This window comes from Thioclava sp. IC9 (assembly GCF_002213225.1).
In the GTDB taxonomy this organism is placed as follows: domain Bacteria; phylum Pseudomonadota; class Alphaproteobacteria; order Rhodobacterales; family Rhodobacteraceae; genus Thioclava; species Thioclava nitratireducens.
Genome location: NZ_NBNX01000001.1, coordinates 916965 through 936271, shown reverse-complemented (window position 1 = coordinate 936271; position 19307 = coordinate 916965). Strand labels below are relative to the sequence as shown.

Genomic DNA, 19307 nt, shown 5'->3' with positions numbered 1-19307 from the left:
AGCTTACTGCTGAATGCCATTTTCCTTGTTGGTTTTCACGGTTTCCTCGAAGGCCTTGGTGAAGCCCTTGAGCGAGATATCCGCTTTCACCTTCTGCTGCGGGTTGGACAGCGGCGTGATCGTGATCGTCGCCTTGCTGCCTTTCTTGAGCGAGTCCAGTTCGGCCTTGCTGACACCGAAACGGGCGAAGCAGCCCATCATCCGCGGGTCGCAGAAGGAATAGGGGTAGACCATCGGCTTGCCGCCATCGACCTGCATCACGAGGTTCTGCGACAGGAGCGTCTGGATCGGCACCATGATGGTGAGGCCGGCTGCGGCCTGGCTGCCATCGGGCAGGCCGATCACCGAGATGTCGGCCACGTTGCCGCCATTCTGGTCCTTGATCACCTGGTACATCTGGCAGGGATCCTTGCCGTCGGGCGACTTGGCGCATTGCAGCTCCCAGTCTTCGTAGGTCGCCTTGACGTAGGTCTGCGGCTCCTGCGGCTTCTGGGCCTGCTGGTCGGCGCCGGGCATGGTCGGGGCGTCCGCAGCCGCATCGGGCGCGGTCTGGCCGTCGGTCGCCTGATCGGTGTTGGTCGCATCCGCGGCCGGGGCCGTCGTGCCATCGGCGCTTGCGCCTGCGGTCACATCCGCCGACGGGGTCGTGGAGGTGTCGCTCGACGTGGTGTCTTGTGCCCAAGCCCCGCTTGCAAGGCCGAGGGCCAGAGCGAGGGCGAGCGGTTTCGTCAGTTGAGACATATTACTCTTCTCCTGAAACGTATTGGGCGAAGGCTTAACACGGGTCCGCGGCGCTGTCAGTGATGAATTCGGCAGCCGCGCTCACGGATAGGCGGCATGCTGCCACAGTTTCGTGAGGTGCCGGGACGCGCGCGTCGGGCTGGCTGTGAGCGGGAAATGCCGAGAGGCTCAGAGGGGCGATTCATCCGCGACGGGCGCGGGTGTGACGGGGCGTTTCGGGGCCACGATAGCGGGGCTTTCCAAGCGAAAGGGGCCCGTTCAGGACCCCTTCCTTTTCCCCCTGTCGGACTGGCCGACTTCGTCATTGACGCCACGCTAGGCTGTAATTTTTCACAGGTCAACAGGCAAAGTTGAGGAAGTGTTACGCGCGGTGAGGGGATGAGGCGCGCGGCGCAATCCCTTGGCATGCAAGAAAAAGACCGCGCCGAGGAGGGCGCGGCCAGTCTGACAGGGAGGAAGTGCCCCCGTCTGCGCAAAAGCGTAACCCGAGGGCAGGATCACACTGGCGCAAAGGGGTTAAGATAGTATTGTCTGAGCCGGGATTTGTTTGGCGAGGGCGAAATGACAGGTGTTCTGACCGAAGAGGGCGTGTTCGTTGGTGGCGGCGGCGAAGGCTACGCGACCCCGCAGGAATTGAAGCTCCAATACGGCAACCGTCACGGGCTCGTGGCGGGCGCGACGGGCACCGGAAAGACGGTGACGCTGCAGATCCTCGCCGAGGGATTTTCGCAGGCGGGCGTGCCGGTCTTCATGGCCGATGTGAAGGGCGATCTTTCGGGTATCGCGGCCTCCGGCTCGACCGAGGCCAAGCTGCATGACGCCTTCATGGAGCGCGCGCAGACGATCGGCTTCGATCTGGACTACCGCGCCTATCCGACGGTCTTCTGGGACATGTTCGGCGAGAAGGGCCACCCGGTGCGCACGACCGTCTCCGAGATGGGGCCGCTGCTGCTGAGCCGGCTGCTGGGGTTGTCCGAGGCGCAGGAAGGCGCGCTTAACATCGCCTTCCATATCGCCGACAAGGAGGGGCTGGCGTTGCTCGATCTCGATGATCTGCGCGCGATGCTACGCCATATCGGCGAGCGCGCGGACGAGATCGCGCTGGAATACGGCAATGTCGGCACCGCGACGATCGGGGCGATCCAGCGCGACCTGCTGGTGCTGGAGAACCAGGGCGGCGGGCAATTCTTCGGCGAGCCGGCGCTTGACCTGACCGACCTGATCCGGACCGATGAGAACGGGATGGGCCAGATCAACATCCTTGCGGCCGACAAGCTGATGGGAAATCCGCAGCTCTACGCCACCTTCCTTTTGTGGCTGCTTTCGGAACTGTTCGAGGAACTGCCCGAGGTCGGCAACCCGGACAAGCCGAAGCTCGTGTTCTTCTTCGACGAGGCGCACCTGCTGTTCGACGACGCGCCCAAGGCGCTGGTCGACAAGGTAGAGCAAGTGGCGCGGCTGATCCGCTCTAAGGGGGTGGGCGTGTTCTTCATCACCCAGAATCCCGGTGACGTGCCCGACGGCATTCTCAGCCAACTCGGCAACCGGGTGCAGCATGCGCTGCGGGCCTTCACCGCGAAGGATCAGCGCGACCTGCACCGCGCGGCCGAGAACTACCGCGCCAATCCGAGCTTCGACACCGAGATCGCGATAAAGGAGGTCGGCACCGGCGAGGCTGTCACCTCTTTCCTCGAAAAGAAGGGCGTGCCGGGGATGGTCGAGCGCACGCTGATCCGCCCGCCGCAATCGCGCCTCGGCCCGCTTAGCGATACCGAGCGCGCCGCGGTAATTGCGGAAAGCGGTTTGGGCGACAAGTATGACACGCCGGTGGATCGCGAGTCGGCGCAGGAAATCCTTGCCAAGCGCGCCGAACTGGCCGCGCGCGAGGCGGCGGAGGCGGAAGCGCGCGAGAAGGCCGCCAAGACCGCCGCGGGCCGCTCCGAGCTCGATGCGGGGTTCGAGAATTTCAACAACGCGCGGCGCTACGATCCGACGGCGAAGTCGAAGCCGACGCGCAGATCCTCGAGCCGATCCGATACGATACTCGAGACCTTTGGCAAGAGCCTCGCGCGTCAGCTGGGCACCAAGACGGGCCAGACGATCGTGCGCGGGGTTCTCGGCTCGCTCTTCAAGTCACGCTGAGGCTGACATCGATTTTCGGGCCAGCCGGGCTTCGGCGAGCAGGGCGATCAGCAGTTCAAGATGGCGGGCGACCGAGTAGGTGGCCTCGCCCGCGCGCCGCGCCTGATCGAGCGCCATTTCCTCCGCCATCAATGCGCGCAGCGCCGCGCCGGGGCGCGGCAGCTCGCTCATCCGCATCACCCGCCTGAGGTCGCGTTTGCGGCTGTAATCGCTCAGTCCGAAGCGCGCGGCGCGGATCAGCAGGCGCGGGCGACGCATTCTCGCGACCCCGGCGACGGGTTCGGACGCGACGCTAGCGGGTGCCGTGGTGTCGACGAGATACAGTTGAGCGGAAGGGCGGAGAGCGGGCGTGTTTTTCTGGCGAAATGCGGCGGTCATCGGAAACTCCCTTGAGGTGAGATCCCGAGCGTGACGCAGCTTCGCACGGTGTTGCGCAAATTTCGGCGTCAGCGCGCGCCCGGCAAAGCTTTGTTTAGGAAGTTTAAGGAATTCTTGCTGGCGTCCCGTTTGTTAACGAACGGGTAACCAAAGCAACTCACGGTTGTTACCGGACGGACTCGCCGAGCTTTGCCCGGCGTAATCTGGGGGACAGTATGAATTCGATCGCACCGGCCCCGGCGGAACTTCCCGCCTGGCTGCCCAAACATGCCCAACTCTATCTGCGCCATGTCGAAGACGGCATTCCGATCAGGGAGTTGGCACGGGCCGAAGGCTGTGCGGCCTCGACAATCCTGCGCCGCGTGCGCCGGATCGAGGCGCGGCGGGATGATCCGCTGGTCGATGAGGCGCTGGAACGTCTCGGCCGTGCGGCCGGATCGGGCGCTGCCAATCCCTCCATCGCTCCGGGACCGACCGTGCTCCAGAAGGACACGCCCATGACTGCAGCTTTCCGCCCTAGTGAAACTCCCGCCAACGAAGAGCAACTGCGCCGCGAGACGCGCCGCATCCTGCGCCGCCTGTCCGAGCCGGGCGCGCTGTTGATCGTGGGGCGCGAGATGGACAAGGCCGTGGTGCTGCGTGGCACGGTGCGCACGGCGGTGCTGGAGCGGGCGGTGGCGCAGGCCTTCGCACTGAAGGACTGGATCGAGGTGGCCCATGAGGGGCGTCACCAGCTACAAGATCACGCATGCGGGGCGCGCGCAGCGCTGAAGCGTGTGCTCGAAGAAGAGGCCGCCGCGCGCGGGGAGACCGCCGCCAATCCCTTCGCTGCGCAACATGGCGAGTTCGTCCAGGAGACGCGCGCCGACACGGACGGGCACCAGCGCCGTGTGCGCGCCAATCTCGCCGAGAGCCCGCTCGCAGTGCTGGCGCGGCGGCGCGACAAGCAGGGACGGCCGTTCCTGAGCGCCGATCTGGTCGCCGCAGGCGAGCGGCTCCGCGAGGATTTCGAATTGGCGCAGATGGGTCCGCGGGTCGGGCAGAACTGGGAACGCTTCCTGACCGGCGGTGGCGGTCGCGGGCAGTATCGCCCCGAACTTGCGATGGGCGGCGGCTCCGACACCGCGCGGGAGCGGGTGGCGCTGGCACTGCGCGATGGGGCCGGGCCTGGGCGACATGGCGCTGCGCTGCTGCTGTTTCCTCGAAGGGCTGGAAACGGCGGAGAAGCGGCTGGGCTGGTCGGCGCGGTCGGGCAAGATCGTCCTGCGGATCGCCCTGCAACGCCTCAAGCGGCACTACGACGAGACCTATGGCGGGGCCAGTCCGATGATTGGATGAGCGGTGAGGCCGTGAACGCGCAATGCGCCACCCAATGCTCAAACCTAACGGGTCGCTAAAGTTAAGGTATCACTTCAATTAAGACCCGTAGGTGCCTAAACAATATAAGAAAAGGCGCGAAAAACCTTTGCGCCGTTTTCAATGTTCGCGGGCCAACGTCTTCCTCGCTGCGAGAATTTTAATTGGAGAGTGGCCTCTTCGCATGCGTCCTCCATCAACATTCGCATAAAGAGAAATTGTAAAAATATCCAAGTATCGATAATTAATGACTATGAATATAACGCTTCGCCAACTCACCTATCTGCGTGCGCTCGCCCAGGCGCGCTCGTTCTCGCGCGCCGCCGAACTGGTCCATGTCAGCCAACCCGCGCTCTCGGTCCAAATCCGCGAGCTGGAGGAGCAGGTCGGTCAGCCGCTGGTCGAGCGCCGCCCGCGCGACGTGCGGCTGACGCGAGCGGGTCGCCGGGTGCTGGAGACCGCCGAGCGGGTCGCGGGCGAGTTGCGCGATCTGCAGTCCGAGGCGCGGCGCGGGCTGGGGCAGATCAATCTCGGCGTGATCCCGACCATCGCGCCCTATCTGCTGCCCGCCGCCTTGCCCGGGCTGCGCGCGCAAGGGGCGCTGCGGCTGCGCGAGGCCACGACCGAGACGCTGCTGACCGAGATAGCCGAGGGCCGCCTCGATGCTGCGATCATCGCCACCCCGGCACCGGAACTGTTCGAGGTCCCGCTGTTCGAGGATCGCTTCCTGCTGGCGGGCACGCCGGACCAGCTGACGATGGTGCGCGGCCTCAGCCCGCAGGCGATCGACCCGGATCAGTTGCTGCTTCTGGATGAGGGGCACTGCCTTGCCGATCAGGCGCTCGCGCTGTGCGGGCTGACGCGGGCGGCGCAACGCATCGACCTTGGTGCGTCGTCGCTGAGCACGCTCTGTGCGCTGGCGGGGCAGGCGATGGGGCTGACGCTGGTGCCCGAGATCGCGAGCCTGCAGGATACGCGGGCCGTCCCGACGCTCGCGCTCAGCCGTTTCGACGAGGAGCCCGCGCGGATGGTCCGGCTGGTCCGGGCCCGCGAGGTCTCCGATGCCGAGGCATGGTTCGATCCGCTTGTGCGCGTATTGCGAAAGGCGGGCGAGGGGCTGGTCGCGCAGGCGCGCAGACGGTTCTGATACCCGCCGCGCGCCCCGTGGCTTAGAGCGCCGGCCCGAAACCGGGCCAGCAGTTGGTCACGCCGCCGCTTCGGCGTTGGCGTCGACCAGCCAGTTCAAGACGGTCTCGGGCGAGGACACGCCATAGGGATCTTCGCCGTGGTTGTCTTCGAGGCCGGGCTCCTCGAACCAGGCTTCGATCACGCCGTCATTGACGACGGCCGCATAGCGCCACGACCGCAGACCGAAGCCGAGATTGTCCTTGCGCACCAGCATGCCGACACGGCGGGTGAACTCGCCCGAACCATCGGGGATCACCTGCACGTTCTCGAGGCCCTGCGCCTTGGCCCACTGGTTCATGACGAAGCTGTCATTGACCGACAGGCAATAGATCGCGTCGATGCCCTGTTCGGCGAAATCGTCGAAGCCCTTCTCGAAACCGGGCAGCTGGTAGGTCGAGCAGGTCGGCGTGAAGGCGCCGGGCAGCGCAAACAGCACCACGCGCTTGCCAGCGAAGAAATCCGCGGTGGTCTTGTCCTGCCAGCGGAACGGGTTCGGCCCCTCGATGCTTTCGTCGCGCACGCGGGTGTGGAAGGTGACGTCGGGCAGTTTCGAACCGGGAAGCATAGGGAGGTCTCCTTGATCGGTTGGGAAGGTTGCGTTTTGGAGAGAGGCCTGACTAACGGATGTCGCTTTCGGTCGCAATCGCTGACTTTGCAGATGCAGCATTCGCCGCGCGACCTTCACAAGGGCCGTTGGCGGAGTTCGGCGTTGCGAATGTTCGTCCCCGCTCTGTCCGCTTGCCACGGCCTCAGGCAGATCGCGCAGCCTCGCGCGGTGTGCAATACTGCCTTTGGGCCTGCGCATTTGCATCCTGCACGCAATCGGCTTATGTGACGATCAACCGCACTCCGAAAGGATGGATCATGCGCGATCTCAAGATGCCCGGTGAACGCCACCCCGAAAAGGCGCATCGCGCCGACAATGCTCAGCCCAAGAAACCCGACTGGATCCGCGTGAAAGCGCCGGTCTCGGAAGGCTACAAGAAGACGCGCGACATTCTGAAGACCAACAAGCTGGTCACCGTCTGCGAAGAGGCGGGCTGCCCGAATGTCGGCGAATGCTGGAGCCAGGGCCACGCCACCATGATGATCATGGGTGAAATCTGTACCCGTGGCTGTTCCTTCTGCAACGTGGCCACCGGTCGCCCCGACGCGCTCGACGTGTTCGAGCCGGGCCGCGTCGCCCACGCGGTCGAGACGCTGGGCCTGAACCACGTCGTGATCACCTCGGTCGACCGCGACGATCTGGACGATGGTGGGGCGGAGCATTTCGCCCAGACGATCCGCGCGATCCGTCACCGCTCGCCTGACACCACGATCGAGATCCTGACGCCGGACTTCCTCAAATGCGAGCCCGCCGCGCTGGAGAAGGTTGTCGAGGCGCGCCCCGACGTGTTCAACCACAATCTCGAAACCGTGCCGGGCCTCTATCCCGGCGTGCGCCCCGGCGCGCGCTACTTCCACTCGCTGCGCCTGTTGCAGCGCGTGAAAGAGCTGGACCCGTCGATGTTCACCAAATCGGGCATCATGGTGGGTCTGGGTGAAGAGGCGCCGCAGGTCCGTCAGGTGATGGATGACATGCGCTCGGCCGATGTCGATTTCCTGACCATCGGGCAGTATCTGCAGCCGACGCCGAAGCACCACGCGGTGATGCGTTTTGTCACGCCGGAAGAGTTCCGCGACTATGAGAAAGCGGCCTACGGCAAGGGCTTCCTGATGGTATCCGCGACGCCGCTGACCCGCTCGAGCTATCACGCGGGCGACGACTTTGCGCGGCTGCGCGAGAACCGGCTGAAGAAGCTCGGCCTGAGCTGAGCGCGCCAGAAGCGATTTGAAAGAACCCGGCCCCGGTGGCCGGGTTTTTCATTTCGCGAGTTGGGTGAGTTTTTCTCCAAGCCGAACAGGTCGCGAAACTGCAGCGCATCGCGCGCGCCCTGTCTTGACGGTCTGCGACCTGCGGGCATCATCCGGGCCAAGTGATCCGGCGCGCCGATTGCCTGCGTAGCCCTGTCAGCCAAGCAAGAGGAGAGTGTCATGCGCCGCCTGTCGATCGCCTTTCTCGCATCAAGCTTCTGCGTGGGGCTGATGCCGGGCCTAGCCCCGGCCTCCATCTTCGGTGGCTGGACCGAGCAGCGGTTCTCGCTGTTTTCCTCGAATGACTGGGAACAATCGCCAAACGGCGTGGAGATGCGCTCGGACGGGGCGGTGTCGTTGATCTGGCGTGCGCTGCCTCAGGCAGATTGGGGCGCGCGCAAGGCCGCGTGGCAATGGTCGGTCAGCCAAAGCGTCCCGCCGACGAAGCTCGACCGAAAGGGCGGCGACGATCGCGACCTCTCGCTCTATTTCGTCTTCATGCCAGAGGCGGTCGCCCGGGCCAATCAGGGGGCGGGCATCCGCAAGCTTCTGGCGGTGAAGGAAGCGCGGGTGCTGATGTATGTCTGGGGTGGCGCGCATGGGCGCGGGGCGCTCTTGCCGTCGCCCTATCTGGGGGCGCGCGGCAAAACGGTGGTGCTGCGCCCGGCGGGCACCGGAGCGCATTCCGAGAGCGTCGATCTGGCGCGCGACTACCAGCGCGCCTTCGGGGGCCAGCCGACGCAGCTCGTGGGGCTGGCGCTGTCAGGGGACAGCGACGACACTGACAGCGCGATCCGTGCCCGGATCTCGGGGCTGAAGCTGAACTGACCGCGCCACACGGCCTCCGGTGATTTCACACAAAAACACTGCCAAGACATGACTTTGTCGGTAACCTGTGGCAGCAAGACCCAAAAGGGGGGCAGGATGGCGCTCAATTTCCGACAGTCCGAAATTCTCGAGATCGCGCGCGATGAGGGCCGTGTGGTGGTCGAAGCCTTGGCCGAACGCTTCAATGTCTCGGTCCAGACGATCCGGCGCGACCTGACGGAGCTCTCCGAAGCGGGGCATCTGGAACGCGTGCATGGCGGGGCGGTGATCCGCACCGGCGTGGTGAATTTCGCCTATGAAGAGCGCCGCCGGATGAACGAGGCGGCGAAGGCGGCGATCGGGCGGGCCTGTGCGCAGGCGATCCCCGACAACAGCTCTATCGTGCTGACGCTGGGCACCACGACCGAGGCGGTGGCGCGAGAGCTTCTGCATCACCGCAACATCACCGTGGTCACGAATAACATCAATGTCGCCAATATCCTGCTGGCCAATGAGAGCTGCGATATCCTCGTCGCGGGCGGCAATCTGCGCCGCTCGGATGGCGGGCTGGTGGGTGACCTGACGGCGGATTTCATGGGCGAATTCAAAGCCGATTTCGCGGTGATCGGGACCTCCGCGCTCGATTCCGACGGCGACATGCTCGATTACGATCTCGCCGAAGTGCGCGTCAGCCGCCGGATCTTGCGGCAGGCGCGGCAGAGCTTTCTGGTGACCGACGCGTCGAAGCTGGAACGGTCCGCGCCGGTGCGGCTCGCCTCGCTCTCCGACATCGACCGGGTTTTCATCGACAAGCCCTTGCCGGATGCGCTCATGGCGCTTTGCGCGCAATGGGACACCGAGATCACCGTGGCGGGGTGAGGCTCAGCGCAGCACGCGCCGCAGCCCCGTCTGCACCCGCGTGAGTTCCGGCAGATAGGTCTCGATCAGCGTTTCCGCCGGATCGGCGCTCGCCGCCATCCCGGTATTGAGCGCGGCCACGACCCGCCCATGGATGTCGTGAAGCGGCACCGCGATGGAGCGCAGCCCAATCTCCACCTCCTGATCGATCACCGCATAGCCGTCACGGCGCACCTGATCGATGCGCGCGAGGATTTCGCCCGGATCGGTGAGGCTATAGGCCGTGCGCGGCGTCAGGTCCGAGGCCTCCACGGCTGCGCGGGCGTCCTCCGGGGGCAGGGCGGCCAGCAGCACGCGCCCCATCGAGGTGCAATGCGCCGGAAGGCGCGAGCCCGGCATCAACCCGATCGACATCACCCGCCTCTGCGCCGCCCGCGCGAGATAGACGATCTCCGTCCCGTCGAGGATCGAGACCGAACAGCTCTGCCCGATCCGATCGGTCAGCTGATCGAGCCAGGGCTGCACGATCTGCGGCAGCGGCAGCGAGGCCAGCGCCCCCATGCCGAGCCGCAGAACCTTCGGCGTCAGCGTGAAGAACTTGCCGTCGTAGTCCGCGTAGCCCTCCGTATTCAGCGTCAGCAGGCAGCGCCGCGCCGTGGCCCGGTCGAAGCCCGTCGCCTGCGCCACCTCGGCAATCGACAGCCGCGGCGTCTCGGCCCCGAAACATTCGATGACGCGTAGCCCCTTGGCGAAAGAGGCGATGAAATCGGTCGGTTTGTTCAACATGCGAACAGGTTTTCGCGCGATGCGAACAAATGTCAAGATGCGCACGAAATCCGTGGAAAGCCGTCCCACGCAGGTCTAAATCCAAGCCCTCAGGAGGACCGCAAATGGACAAGAGACTTTCCTCGCTGACCGAGGCCGTGGCCGATATTCAAGACGGCGCCACGGTGATGGTCGGCGGTTTCGGCGGCTCGGGGGCGCCGATCGAACTGATCCACGCCCTGATCGACCGCTATCTGGAGACCGGATCGCCCAAGGGGCTGACCGTGATCAACAACAACGCAGGCAACGGCCATGTCGGCATCGCCGCGATGATCGAGCAGGGTATGGTCAAGAAGATGATCTGCTCTTTCCCGCGCTCGGCCGATCCGACGGTGTTTACCGAACGCTATCTGGCGGGCGAGATCGAGCTGGAACTGGTGCCCCAGGGCACGCTCGCCGAACGTATCCGCGCAGGCGGCGCGGGCATTCCGGCCTTCTTCACGCCGACCTCCGTGGGCACCGATCTGGCCGAGGGCAAGCCGGTGCAGCAATTCGACGGCCGCGACTACGTGATGGAGCGCTGGCTCAAGGCCGATCACGCGCTGATCAAGGCCGAGCAGGGCGACGCGCTTGGCAACCTGACCTACCGGATGGCCGCGCGCAACTTCTCGCCGCTGATGGCGACGGCGGCGGCAAAGGTCATCGTGCAGGTGAGCAAGGCGGTCGAGCCGGGCGAGATCGACCCGGAAGTCATCGTCACCCCGGGCATCTTCGTGGATGCGATCGTCGAGGTCGCCAATCCCGCCCAGGAAGAAGAGTTGAACCGCGCCGGAGCCCATCACCCATGACCCAGAAACTGAGCAATGCACAGATCGCCTGGCGCGCCGCGCAGGACATCGAGGACGGCGCCTATGTGAACCTCGGGATCGGCTTTCCCGAGATGGTCGCGCGCTTCCAGCCTGAGGGCCGCGAGGCGATCTTTCATACCGAAAACGGCGTGCTGGGCTTCGGTCGCGCGCCCGAGCCCGGTCAGGAAGACTGGGACCTCATCAATGCCGGGAAAAAGGCGATCACGCTGAAGCCCGGCACCGCGTTTTTCCACCATGCCGACAGCTTCGCAATGGTGCGGGGCGGGCATCTCGACGTGGCGATCCTCGGCGCTTACCAGGTGGCCGAAACGGGCGATCTGGCGAACTGGTCGACCGGGCCGAAAGGCGTGCCGGCCGTGGGTGGGGCAATGGACCTCGTGCATGGCGCGAAACGCGTGGCTGTCATCACCGATCACGTCACCAAGAAGGGCCAGCCGAAGCTGGTGGAGGCCTGCACCTTCCCGCTGACCGGCGTGGGCTGTGTGACCCGTGTCTACACCTCGCTGGCCGTGGTGGACGTCGTGGATGGCCGCTTCGTCCTGCGCGAAAAGCTCCCCGCGATTTCGATGGAGGAGCTGCAATCCGTCACCGGCGCCACCCTCCATGTCGAGGGCGAAGTGGGTGACCTGATCTGTCCCGAGGAGTTGGCCGATGCGTGACGCTTATATCTGCGACTATATCCGAACCCCGATCGGCCGTTTCGGCGGCGCTCTGGCACCTGTCCGCGCCGACGATCTGGGGGCGATCCCGCTGAAAACTCTGATGGCGCGCAACACGGGCGTCGATTGGGAAGCGGTCGAAGACGTGATCTTCGGCTGCGCCAATCAGGCGGGCGAAGACAACCGCAACGTGGCGCGGATGTCGGCGCTGCTCGCGGGTCTGCCGGTGAACGTGCCGGGGACCACGATCAACCGGCTTTGCGGCTCGGGGATGGATGCGGTCATCACAGCCGCCCGCGCGATCAAGGCGGGCGAGGCCGATCTGATGATCGCGGGCGGTGTCGAGAGCATGTCGCGCGCGCCCTTCGTGATGCCGAAAGCCGAGGCCGCCTTTAGCCGCGCCAATGCGGTCTATGACACGACCATCGGCTGGCGCTTCGTGAACAAGCTGATGAAAGAAGCCCATGGTGTCGACTCGATGCCCGAGACGGCGGAGAACGTGGCCGACGATTTCGGCGTGAGCCGCGAAGATCAGGACGCCTTCGCGGTCCGCTCGCAGGAGGCTGCGGCCAAGGCGATGGAGGCGGGCCGTCTGGCCGAGGAGATCACCCCGGTCACGATCCCGCAGCGCAAGGGCGATCCGGTCGTGGTCGACACTGACGAGCACCCGCGCCCCGGCACGACGCTTGAGGCGCTGGCCAAGCTGCGGCCCATCGTGCGCCCCGACGGCACGGTCACGGCGGGCAATGCGTCCGGCGTGAACGATGGCGCGGCGGCGCTGATCATCGCCTCCGAGGAGGCCGTGCGCAAACATGGGCTGACGCCGCTGGTGAAGATCTCGGGCGGGGCCGCGGCTGGCGTGCCGCCCCGGATCATGGGCTTCGGGCCTGCGCCTGCCAGCAAGAAGCTGATGGCGCGGCTGGGACTCGCTCAGGACGCCTTCGATGTTATCGAGCTGAACGAAGCCTTTGCCAGCCAAGGTCTGGCCACGCTGCGCGATCTCGGCATTGCGGATGACGATGCGCGCGTGAACCCCAATGGCGGCGCGATCGCTCTGGGGCATCCTCTGGGCATGTCGGGCGCGCGGATCACCGGCACCGCGGCGCTGGAACTGGTGCGCCGCAAGGGCCAACGGGCGCTGGCCACGATGTGCATCGGCGTGGGTCAGGGCATCGCCGTGGCGCTGGAGGCGGTGTAACCGAGACTGCGCCCGCTACGTGCCGAAGGCGCAGGGCGTGCGCCAGTCCGTCCCGGCGGGCTGGCGCATCTGCCATTCGCGCGCCGCTCGGCGAATGGAGGGGCGGGGCGGGGATTGACCGCCCAGCCCCAGGGTCGCGTGCGCCATCCCACGGACCGGCGCACACCCTTTTCAGATGGAGCGCGTCTCCGCTTGAGCCGCCCCTCCGCCACTCATTGCGCAAAGGTATCGCGCCAGCGCTCCAGAAACCGCGCGGCTTTCATCGTGTCGGTCGCGACCAGCAGCGGCGGGCCCAGTGCGATGAGGCGTTGCAAGGTCAGCGTCTCGTCGCTGTCGCTGCCGCCCCCGTCATTCGCGATCGGGTCGATCAGCTTGGTCTGCGCCAGCGCCCGTTGGCCCGCGGGTGAGAGCAGGAAATCCAGCAGTTTGGCGGCGGTCGGATCGGGCTCGGGCCCCGGGAGGTAGGCCGCGCGCGAGAGCACCAGCGTGTAATCGGCGGGCGCGATGATCCCCAGATCGGGATTGTCGCGCGCCGCCTGCGCCGCGTAGGAGCCGAGGATGTTGTAGGCGATCAGGTAGCGGCCGCCCGCGACACCGTCGATGATCTCGGCCGAGCAGCAGGTCGCGACCGCGCCGGAGCGCGCAAAGGCTTCCATCAGGCCGCCGAAGGTGCTGGCCTCCTGACTGTCGAGAAAAGCGAAGAGGAACCCCAGCCCGGAATCCGCTATGTCATAGGTCGCGATCTTGCCGGTATAGGGCGATTGCGCGGGCCGCAGCAGGTCGACCAGATCGAAACGCGTGCGCGGCACGTCCTCGGGCGGAACCAGCGCGCGGTTGTAGATCATCACCGCGGGTTCGCGCGAGATGCCCCAGACCTGATCGCGCCAGCGCAGATCCTTCGGCAGTGCCGTAGTCTCGGGCGAGATCCATGTGGCGGCGCAATTGTCGTTCACCAGCTTGACCACATGTTGCACGCCCGAGCTGATCACCAGTTCGGCGCCGGGCTTGCCCTTCGCGCAGTCGGCCTCGGAGATATCGTAGAGGTCGTTCGAGCCCCATTGCTCGAACCGGATCGCGAGGCCGGGCTGGGTGTCGAGAAACGCCTTGATCGCGGGGGCGAGGATATTGACGTCGGTCGTGGTACGCAGGGTGATCTCGCGGGCGGGCTGATCTGGGCCGAAGGTGCGGACGGCCTCGGGCTCTGCGGCCAAAAGGGGGACGCTCAGGCACAGCCAGAGCGACAGGGACAGGAGCGTGCGGATCATGGTGCCTCCTCGGCTCGGGGCAGGGTGATCGCGATGGTGAAGCCTGCCGCATTGCTTTCCATCTCCAGCGTGCCGCCATAGGTCTCGGCCACCGATTGCGCAATGGCGAGACCCAGCCCGCTGCTCGCGCCGCGCCGCCGCGTGTCCGTGCGCCCAGGCGCGAAACGCTCGCCCAGGCGCGCGCGCAGTTCGGGGGAGGGGCCGGGCCCCGCATCGCGCACCCAGAGACGGGCGCGCCCGTCGCGCAGCTCCGCGCCGATGGTGACCGGGGCCTCGCCATGCGCCAGCGCGTTACCCAGCAGGTTCTTGGCTGCCTCTGACAGCGAGAGCTCATCGGCCAGCACGGGCACCTCCGCCTCGGCGATCTCCAGCCGGATGTCGCTGCCCGGCGCGAGAGCCGCATGATCGCCTTCCTCGAAGATATCCAAGGCGATGTCGCGCAGATCGACCCGCTCGCGCCGCGCACTGTCGGCGCGGTGGATCACAAGCGCGCGCGACAGCATCTGGTCGAGCAGGCGGCTCAGCCGCACCGTTCCGGAATGCATCTTCGCGACTATCTGGTCGCGCCGCGCCGGGTCGTCTTCCTCGGCGGCGAGGTCGGATTGCGCGCGCAGGGCGGCGACGGGTGTCCGCAACTGATGCGCGGTGTCCGAGATCAGGCTTTTCATCGTGGCGAACTGCCGGTCGAGCCGCCCCATGAACCCGTTCGTGGCCTGCACCAGCACATCGACCTCGCGCGGGACGGCGGCGCGGATCGGGGTCAGGTCCTGCGGATCGCGTTCCGAGATGCCATGAGCCAGCCGCTCCAGCGGGCGCAGCGCGCTATGCACGATGATGATCGCGAAAGCGAGCATGGCGATGCCGCCGACCGCCAGCCCGCCAAGCGCGTTGCGAGTGATGCTGAGCGCAAGCTGGGTGCGCGCCCGCAGGGTTTGCCCCACGATCACCTCCACCGTGCCGGAGAACTGGCGTTCCGCGAAACGGCGCGTGACCCGGATGTAGCGCGCGGGCTCTCCCTTGAAGCGCGCATCGTAAAGCTCCGAGTCCTGTGCCGTCGTGTTCGGGCGGGGAAGGTCCTTGTAGCCTGTGAGCACCGCGCCTTTAGGCCCGCTGACCTGATAGGCGATGCGGTCGTCGGGGGCGAGGGCCAAGAGTTCGAAGGCAGAGACCGGAAGATCGACCACCGGCGCGCCGTCGCGGATCGAGATCGAAGCGGCGATGTCATTGGCGGCCCCCACCAGCAACCGGTCGAAGGCGTCGCGGGCCGCCGTGCGCCCATAGGCGAAGGCTGCGAGCGCGAGGATCAGCCCGCCGACGATCATCAGCCCCGACAGTCCGGTCACCAGCCGCGCGGTCAGGGATCGCGTAGCGGCGAGGCCGGTGTCGTGGGAGCGGGCGCCGTCAGACATCGCCGCCGCGCGCCGCCAGACGGTAGCCGCGTCCGCGCAGGGTCTCGATCTCGACCCCGCTGCCGGTAAGCTTCTTGCGCAGCCGAGCTATATAAAGCTCGATCGCGTTGTCGCCCGGCACGGCGTCGTCGAAGGCGTAAAGCCCCTCGTGCAGCCGGTCCTTCGACATCACTTGCCCCGCATTGCGCATCAGAATTCCCAGCAGCGCGAATTCGCGGCCCGTCAGTTTCAGCGCCTGATCTCCGACCGAGGCGCTGCCCGCCGTTGCGTTGTAGCGCAGATGTCCGAGTTCGAGATCGGCGGAGCGGTCGGTCGCCTGACGTCGCCCGATCGCATGAAGTCTTGCTTCCAACTCACGGTGATCAAAGGGTTTTACGAGGTAGTCGTCCGCCCCGAGCTGGAAGGCGGAGATCTTGTCGTCGACCGAGAATTGCGCGGTCAGCATCAGCACCGGCATCATCGCGGCCTGCGCGCGCATCTCGCGCAAGAGGTCGGTGCCGCTGCCATCGGGGAGGTTGATGTCGAGGATCACCGCGTCATAGGCCTGCACCGCCAGAAAATCGCGCGCCTCCTCTACGGTGGCGGCGAGATCGCAGGCCATGCCGGACCGCGCAAGCCGACGCTGCGTGGCCTCGGCCAGTTCCTCGGCATCCTCCACTAGCAGAAGCCGCATCCATCCTCCCCGTTTCGGCTCCGAACCTGTGACAGGTTCGTGACAGGTTCAAGCGGTAAAACCCGTCCCATAGCCCGCTGCGGGAGGCAACGGGCGGACAGTGGAGGATATACCATGGCTTTTAAACTCATGCGCGCGGCGATTGCTGCCGCGGCGCTCACCGTCGCGACCGGCGCGTCGGCACAGGAATGCATCGCACCGGCGAACCCCGGCGGCGGCTGGGACTTCACTTGCCGTCAGGTCGGCAAGACCATGCAGGATCTGGGTCTGATCGACTCGACCATGCAGGTCGTGAACCTCGCCGGCGGCGGCGGTGGCGTGGCCTTCGCCGAAGTGGTGAATAAGCGCAACGACGACGATAACCTGATCGTCGCGGCCTCCTCGGCCACCGCGACCCGTCTGGCGCAGGGCGCCTATCCGGGCAACTCGATGGATCAGGTCCGCTGGGTCGGATCGATCGGCGCGGATTACGGCGTGATCGCCGTGGCTGCCGACAGCGACATCCAGACGCTTCCGGAACTGCTCGACAAGATCAAGGCCGACCCGAACTCGGTCTCCATCGCGGGCGGCTCGGCCGTGGGTGGCTGGGACCACCTCAAGGTTCTGATCGCGGCTGACGCTTACGGCATCGACGATGTGCGCAAGGTCAAGTACATCGCCTTCGACGGCGGCGGCGAAGCGGTGACCCAGCTTCTCGCGGGTTCGGTCCAAGCCTTTACCGGCGATCTGTCGGAAGCCAAGGGCTTCGTCGATTCCGGCGATATCCGTGTGATCGCGGTGCTGGCACCCGAGCGTCTGGACGGTGAATTCTCGAAATTCCCGACCGCGAAAGAGCAGGGCATCGATGCGATCGGCGCCAACTGGCGCGGCTTCTACGCACCGGGCGGCATGTCCGACGAAGCCTATCAGGCTTGGGTCGACAAGGTCGGCAAGCTCTACGCTTCGGACGAGTGGAAGCAGGTGATGGCGGCCAACGGTCTGGCCCCGCTCGACCTGCAGGGCGCCGAATTCGAGGCCTTCGTCGAGAAGTCGGTCCAGCAGATCCAGGACATCTCGCGCCAGATCGGCATCATCAAGTAAGCGAGACACCCATGCGCGCGGCGGGCCCAAGGGCGCCGCCGCGCCTTCATTTCAAGGGAGGGGATCATGAGTGATCGCATCTTCGGCGCCGTCGGCCTGTGCCTCGCGCTGTTCTACGGCTGGGCGACGCTGCAAATCCAAGAAAGTTTCCTGTCGGATGCGGTGGGGCCGAAAACCTTTCCGCTGGTGATCGCGGTGATCCTCGGGCTGGCTTCGCTCGCGATCCTGCTCAAGCCCGATCCCGACCCGGTCTGGCCGAGCCTCTCGCGGCTCGCTGAAATCCTCGCCGCCGTCGTGGTGATGATCCTCTATGCGGAATTCCTGCCCATCGCGGGCTTCCTGATCGCGACCGCTTTTGCCAGCGCCTACCTGACATGGCGGCTGGGCACGCGGCCGCTGCAATCCGTCGTCGTCGGCGTCGCCACCTCGATCGGTATCTACGTAATCTTCAAGCTGGTGCTGGGGCTGTCGCTCGCCAGCGGCCCCTTCGGTTTCTGAGGTGAAATGATGGACACCCTGATGTCACTCGCAGACGGTTTTCACACCGCTCTGACCTTCGAAAACCTGCTGCTCGCGCTTTTGGGCACGTTCCTCGGCACCATGATGGGCGCGCTGCCCGGCCTCGGCCCGTCCAACGGCGTCGCGATCCTGATCCCGCTTGCCTTCACTCTGGGACTGGGGGCAACGCCTTCGCTGATCTTGCTCACGAGCGTCTATTACGGGGCGATGTATGGCGGGCGGATCAGTTCGATCCTGCTGAATATTCCGGGCGACGAGCCCGCGATGATGACCTGTCTCGACGGCTACCCGATGGCCAAGAAGGGGCTTGCGGGCGAGGCGCTGTCGCTCTCGGGTATCGCAAGCTTCGTCGGCGCTTTCATCGCCACCTGGGGCCTGATCCTGCTGGCACCGCAGCTGGTGAAATTCGCGCTGCTGTTCGGTCCGGCGGAATATTTCGCGCTGTTCGCGCTGGCCTTTGCCACGCTGGGCGGCGTCTCCTCGACCAATCAGGCGAAATCGGCCTTCGCCGCGATGCTGGGCCTCGGCCTGTCGGTGATCGGGGTGGACACCCAGACCGGCGTGCCGCGTCTGACCTTCGGCGAGGTGCACCTCTATGACGGGCTCGATTTCCTCGTCGCCATCGTCGGTCTTTTCGCGCTGTCGGAAGTGTTCATCTTCCTCGAGCACCGCCACGGTTCGGCCACCGGCGCGGGTCACAAGGTCTCGGTCGGGCGCATCACACCCCCGTGGAAGATGGTGAAAGAGACGACGCCGACCATGCTGCGCTCGTCGCTCTTGGGCTTCGTCGCGGGCGTGCTGCCGGGGGCAGGGGCGTCGCTGGGCTCCTTCATCTCCTACTCGATGGAGAAGAAGCTGGTGGACCGCAAGAACACCTTCGGCACGGGCGACCCGCGCGGTGTCGCGGCCCCCGAGGCGGGCAACAACGCGGCAGCCGGCGGTGCGCTTGTGCCGATGCTGGCGCTCGGCGTGCCGGGCTCGGGGACGACGGCGGTGCTGCTGGCAGTGCTTCTGTCGCTCAACATCACGCCCGGCCCCTTGCTGTTCCAGAACAACCCCGATGTCGTCTGGGGCCTGATCGCGGCGCTCTTCATCGCCAACTTCATGCTGCTTGCGATGAACATCCCGATGGTGGGCATCTTCACCCGCGTCCTGATGATCCCGCCGCGCATCCTGATGCCGATCGTCGCGATGGTGTCCTTCGTGGGGATCTACGGGATTTCCGGCTCCAGCTTCGATCTGCTGGTGATGATCGGCTTCGGCGTGATGGGTTGGGTACTGCGCAAGCTCGACGTGCCGCTGGTGCCGATCATTCTCGGCACCCTCCTGGGCAACACAATGGAGAACAACCTGCGCCGGGCGGTCACGATCTCGAATGGCGATTACGGAACGCTGGTCGGCAGCCCGCTGGCAATCGGCCTGTGGACGGTGGCGATTGTCGGCTTCATCCTGCCGCTATTCCTGAGCCGCTTCGTGAAAGCGCGGATGCATGAGCGCCGCGATGACGAGGGTGCGATCGAAGACTGATCGCACCCCCAAGCGCAGG

At 65.9% G+C, this 19307-nt stretch carries 18 protein-coding genes and 1 pseudogene; 12 read left to right on the top strand and 7 right to left on the bottom strand.

Annotated features, from left to right (window positions below):
* Positions 1–3: 3 nt before the first annotated feature.
* On the bottom strand, positions 4–741 hold the full coding sequence (locus B6V76_RS04285; protein ID WP_088726749.1) for an invasion associated locus B family protein: 738 nt from the start codon (positions 739–741) through the stop codon (positions 4–6).
* Between the two features lie 561 nt (positions 742–1302).
* Between B6V76_RS04285 and B6V76_RS04280 the strand changes: the two genes are divergently transcribed.
* Entirely contained in the window at positions 1303–2883 is a 1581-nt protein-coding gene (locus B6V76_RS04280) for a helicase HerA-like domain-containing protein (RefSeq protein ID WP_199224665.1), read from the top strand.
* Here B6V76_RS04280 and B6V76_RS04275 read toward each other — a convergent pair.
* On the bottom strand, positions 2875–3261 hold the full coding sequence (locus B6V76_RS04275) for a DUF6477 family protein (protein ID WP_240497797.1): 387 nt from the start codon (positions 3259–3261) through the stop codon (positions 2875–2877). The genes B6V76_RS04280 and B6V76_RS04275 overlap by 9 nt on opposite strands.
* A gap of 215 nt (positions 3262–3476) precedes the next feature.
* Here B6V76_RS04275 and B6V76_RS04270 point away from each other — a divergent pair.
* Together B6V76_RS04270 and B6V76_RS04265 are read left to right on the top strand one after the other, a co-directional pair.
* A pseudogene (locus tag B6V76_RS04270) lies at positions 3477–4599 on the top strand (DUF6456 domain-containing protein).
* A gap of 271 nt (positions 4600–4870) precedes the next feature.
* Positions 4871–5764 carry a LysR substrate-binding domain-containing protein gene (locus B6V76_RS04265; protein WP_088726910.1) on the top strand — a complete coding sequence of 298 codons (894 nt, stop codon included), beginning with the start codon at positions 4871–4873 and terminating at the stop codon, positions 5762–5764.
* A gap of 57 nt (positions 5765–5821) precedes the next feature.
* Here B6V76_RS04265 and B6V76_RS04260 read toward each other — a convergent pair whose 3' ends face one another.
* Complete coding sequence (locus tag B6V76_RS04260; protein ID WP_075774627.1) at positions 5822–6370, bottom strand: peroxiredoxin; 549 nt, start codon at positions 6368–6370, stop codon at positions 5822–5824.
* A gap of 299 nt (positions 6371–6669) precedes the next feature.
* Here B6V76_RS04260 and lipA point away from each other — a divergent pair, with 299 nt between their 5' ends.
* The 3 genes from lipA (at position 6670) to B6V76_RS04245 (ending at position 9345) form a co-directional block, all read left to right on the top strand.
* The gene (gene lipA / locus B6V76_RS04255) at positions 6670–7620 is read left to right on the top strand and encodes a lipoyl synthase (protein WP_075774628.1); all 951 of its coding nucleotides are present in this window, start codon (positions 6670–6672) and stop codon (positions 7618–7620) included.
* A gap of 219 nt (positions 7621–7839) precedes the next feature.
* Positions 7840–8487 (top strand): DUF3047 domain-containing protein, encoded by a 648-nt coding sequence (locus B6V76_RS04250; RefSeq protein ID WP_088726748.1) that lies wholly within the window; start codon positions 7840–7842, stop codon positions 8485–8487.
* A 96-nt stretch (positions 8488–8583) separates the two neighbouring features.
* Positions 8584–9345 carry a DeoR/GlpR family DNA-binding transcription regulator gene (locus B6V76_RS04245; protein WP_075774630.1) on the top strand — a complete coding sequence of 254 codons (762 nt, stop codon included), beginning with the start codon at positions 8584–8586 and terminating at the stop codon, positions 9343–9345.
* Between the two features lie 3 nt (positions 9346–9348).
* On the opposite strand, the gene B6V76_RS04240 is transcribed toward B6V76_RS04245, so the two are convergent.
* A complete protein-coding gene (locus B6V76_RS04240) occupies positions 9349–10110 on the bottom strand; it encodes an IclR family transcriptional regulator C-terminal domain-containing protein (RefSeq protein ID WP_088726747.1) in 762 nt (253 codons plus the stop codon).
* 104 nt (positions 10111–10214) lie between these two features.
* Here B6V76_RS04240 and B6V76_RS04235 point away from each other — a divergent pair, with 104 nt between their 5' ends.
* From B6V76_RS04235 to pcaF, 3 genes are read left to right on the top strand one after another with little or no spacing between them, the layout of a single operon-like run.
* Positions 10215–10937, top strand: coding sequence for a 3-oxoacid CoA-transferase subunit A (locus tag B6V76_RS04235; protein WP_088718811.1), 723 nt, complete (start codon positions 10215–10217; stop codon positions 10935–10937).
* The gene (locus tag B6V76_RS04230; protein WP_078570381.1) at positions 10934–11617 is read left to right on the top strand and encodes a CoA transferase subunit B; all 684 of its coding nucleotides are present in this window, start codon (positions 10934–10936) and stop codon (positions 11615–11617) included. Before B6V76_RS04235 ends, B6V76_RS04230 begins: the two co-directional genes overlap by 4 nt.
* Complete coding sequence (gene pcaF / locus B6V76_RS04225; RefSeq protein ID WP_088718809.1) at positions 11610–12815, top strand: 3-oxoadipyl-CoA thiolase; 1206 nt, start codon at positions 11610–11612, stop codon at positions 12813–12815. Before B6V76_RS04230 ends, pcaF begins: the two co-directional genes overlap by 8 nt.
* A 212-nt stretch (positions 12816–13027) precedes the next feature.
* On the opposite strand, the gene B6V76_RS04220 is transcribed toward pcaF, so the two are convergent.
* From B6V76_RS04220 to B6V76_RS04210, 3 genes are read right to left on the bottom strand one after another with little or no spacing between them, the layout of a single operon-like run.
* Entirely contained in the window at positions 13028–14080 is a 1053-nt protein-coding gene (locus B6V76_RS04220; protein ID WP_088726746.1) for an ABC transporter substrate-binding protein, read from the bottom strand.
* A complete protein-coding gene (locus B6V76_RS04215) occupies positions 14077–15489 on the bottom strand; it encodes a sensor histidine kinase (protein ID WP_088726745.1) in 1413 nt (470 codons plus the stop codon). Before B6V76_RS04215 ends, B6V76_RS04220 begins: the two co-directional genes overlap by 4 nt.
* Entirely contained in the window at positions 15482–16162 is a 681-nt protein-coding gene (locus tag B6V76_RS04210) for a response regulator transcription factor (protein ID WP_088726744.1), read from the bottom strand. The genes B6V76_RS04215 and B6V76_RS04210 overlap by 8 nt, the downstream gene beginning before the upstream one ends.
* A gap of 114 nt (positions 16163–16276) precedes the next feature.
* Between B6V76_RS04210 and B6V76_RS04205 the strand changes: the two genes are divergently transcribed.
* From B6V76_RS04205 to B6V76_RS04195, 3 genes are all read left to right on the top strand, one after another.
* Entirely contained in the window at positions 16277–17242 is a 966-nt protein-coding gene (locus B6V76_RS04205; protein ID WP_206184177.1) for a tripartite tricarboxylate transporter substrate-binding protein, read from the top strand.
* Between the two features lie 66 nt (positions 17243–17308).
* Positions 17309–17740, top strand: a complete 432-nt coding sequence (locus B6V76_RS04200) for a tripartite tricarboxylate transporter TctB family protein (RefSeq protein ID WP_075774638.1) — start codon at positions 17309–17311, stop codon at positions 17738–17740.
* A 9-nt stretch (positions 17741–17749) separates the two neighbouring features.
* The gene (locus tag B6V76_RS04195) at positions 17750–19288 is read left to right on the top strand and encodes a tripartite tricarboxylate transporter permease (RefSeq protein WP_088726908.1); all 1539 of its coding nucleotides are present in this window, start codon (positions 17750–17752) and stop codon (positions 19286–19288) included.
* Positions 19289–19307: the final 19 nt, after the last annotated feature.

What these genes read in the sequence shown, in the direction of transcription:
- B6V76_RS04200 (WP_075774638.1), top strand. Translation starts at nt 17,309, where the DNA reads ATGAGTGATCGCATCTTCGGCGCCGTCGGCCTGTGCCTCGCGCTGTTC.
- lipA (WP_075774628.1), top strand. Translation starts at nt 6,670, where the DNA reads ATGCGCGATCTCAAGATGCCCGGTGAACGCCACCCCGAAAAGGCGCAT.
- B6V76_RS04235 (WP_088718811.1), top strand. Translation starts at nt 10,215, where the DNA reads ATGGACAAGAGACTTTCCTCGCTGACCGAGGCCGTGGCCGATATTCAA.
- B6V76_RS04230 (WP_078570381.1), top strand. Translation starts at nt 10,934, where the DNA reads ATGACCCAGAAACTGAGCAATGCACAGATCGCCTGGCGCGCCGCGCAG.
- pcaF (WP_088718809.1), top strand. Translation starts at nt 11,610, where the DNA reads ATGCGTGACGCTTATATCTGCGACTATATCCGAACCCCGATCGGCCGT.
- B6V76_RS04280 (WP_199224665.1), top strand. Translation starts at nt 1,303, where the DNA reads ATGACAGGTGTTCTGACCGAAGAGGGCGTGTTCGTTGGTGGCGGCGGC.
- B6V76_RS04220 (WP_088726746.1), bottom strand. Translation starts at nt 14,080, where the DNA reads ATGATCCGCACGCTCCTGTCCCTGTCGCTCTGGCTGTGCCTGAGCGTC.
- B6V76_RS04210 (WP_088726744.1), bottom strand. Translation starts at nt 16,162, where the DNA reads ATGCGGCTTCTGCTAGTGGAGGATGCCGAGGAACTGGCCGAGGCCACG.
- B6V76_RS04205 (WP_206184177.1), top strand. Translation starts at nt 16,277, where the DNA reads ATGGCTTTTAAACTCATGCGCGCGGCGATTGCTGCCGCGGCGCTCACC.
- B6V76_RS04195 (WP_088726908.1), top strand. Translation starts at nt 17,750, where the DNA reads ATGGACACCCTGATGTCACTCGCAGACGGTTTTCACACCGCTCTGACC.
- B6V76_RS04260 (WP_075774627.1), bottom strand. Translation starts at nt 6,370, where the DNA reads ATGCTTCCCGGTTCGAAACTGCCCGACGTCACCTTCCACACCCGCGTG.
- B6V76_RS04250 (WP_088726748.1), top strand. Translation starts at nt 7,840, where the DNA reads ATGCGCCGCCTGTCGATCGCCTTTCTCGCATCAAGCTTCTGCGTGGGG.
- B6V76_RS04245 (WP_075774630.1), top strand. Translation starts at nt 8,584, where the DNA reads ATGGCGCTCAATTTCCGACAGTCCGAAATTCTCGAGATCGCGCGCGAT.
- B6V76_RS04285 (WP_088726749.1), bottom strand. Translation starts at nt 741, where the DNA reads ATGTCTCAACTGACGAAACCGCTCGCCCTCGCTCTGGCCCTCGGCCTT.
- B6V76_RS04215 (WP_088726745.1), bottom strand. Translation starts at nt 15,489, where the DNA reads ATGTCTGACGGCGCCCGCTCCCACGACACCGGCCTCGCCGCTACGCGA.
- B6V76_RS04275 (WP_240497797.1), bottom strand. Translation starts at nt 3,261, where the DNA reads ATGACCGCCGCATTTCGCCAGAAAAACACGCCCGCTCTCCGCCCTTCC.
- B6V76_RS04265 (WP_088726910.1), top strand. Translation starts at nt 4,871, where the DNA reads ATGAATATAACGCTTCGCCAACTCACCTATCTGCGTGCGCTCGCCCAG.
- B6V76_RS04240 (WP_088726747.1), bottom strand. Translation starts at nt 10,110, where the DNA reads ATGTTGAACAAACCGACCGATTTCATCGCCTCTTTCGCCAAGGGGCTA.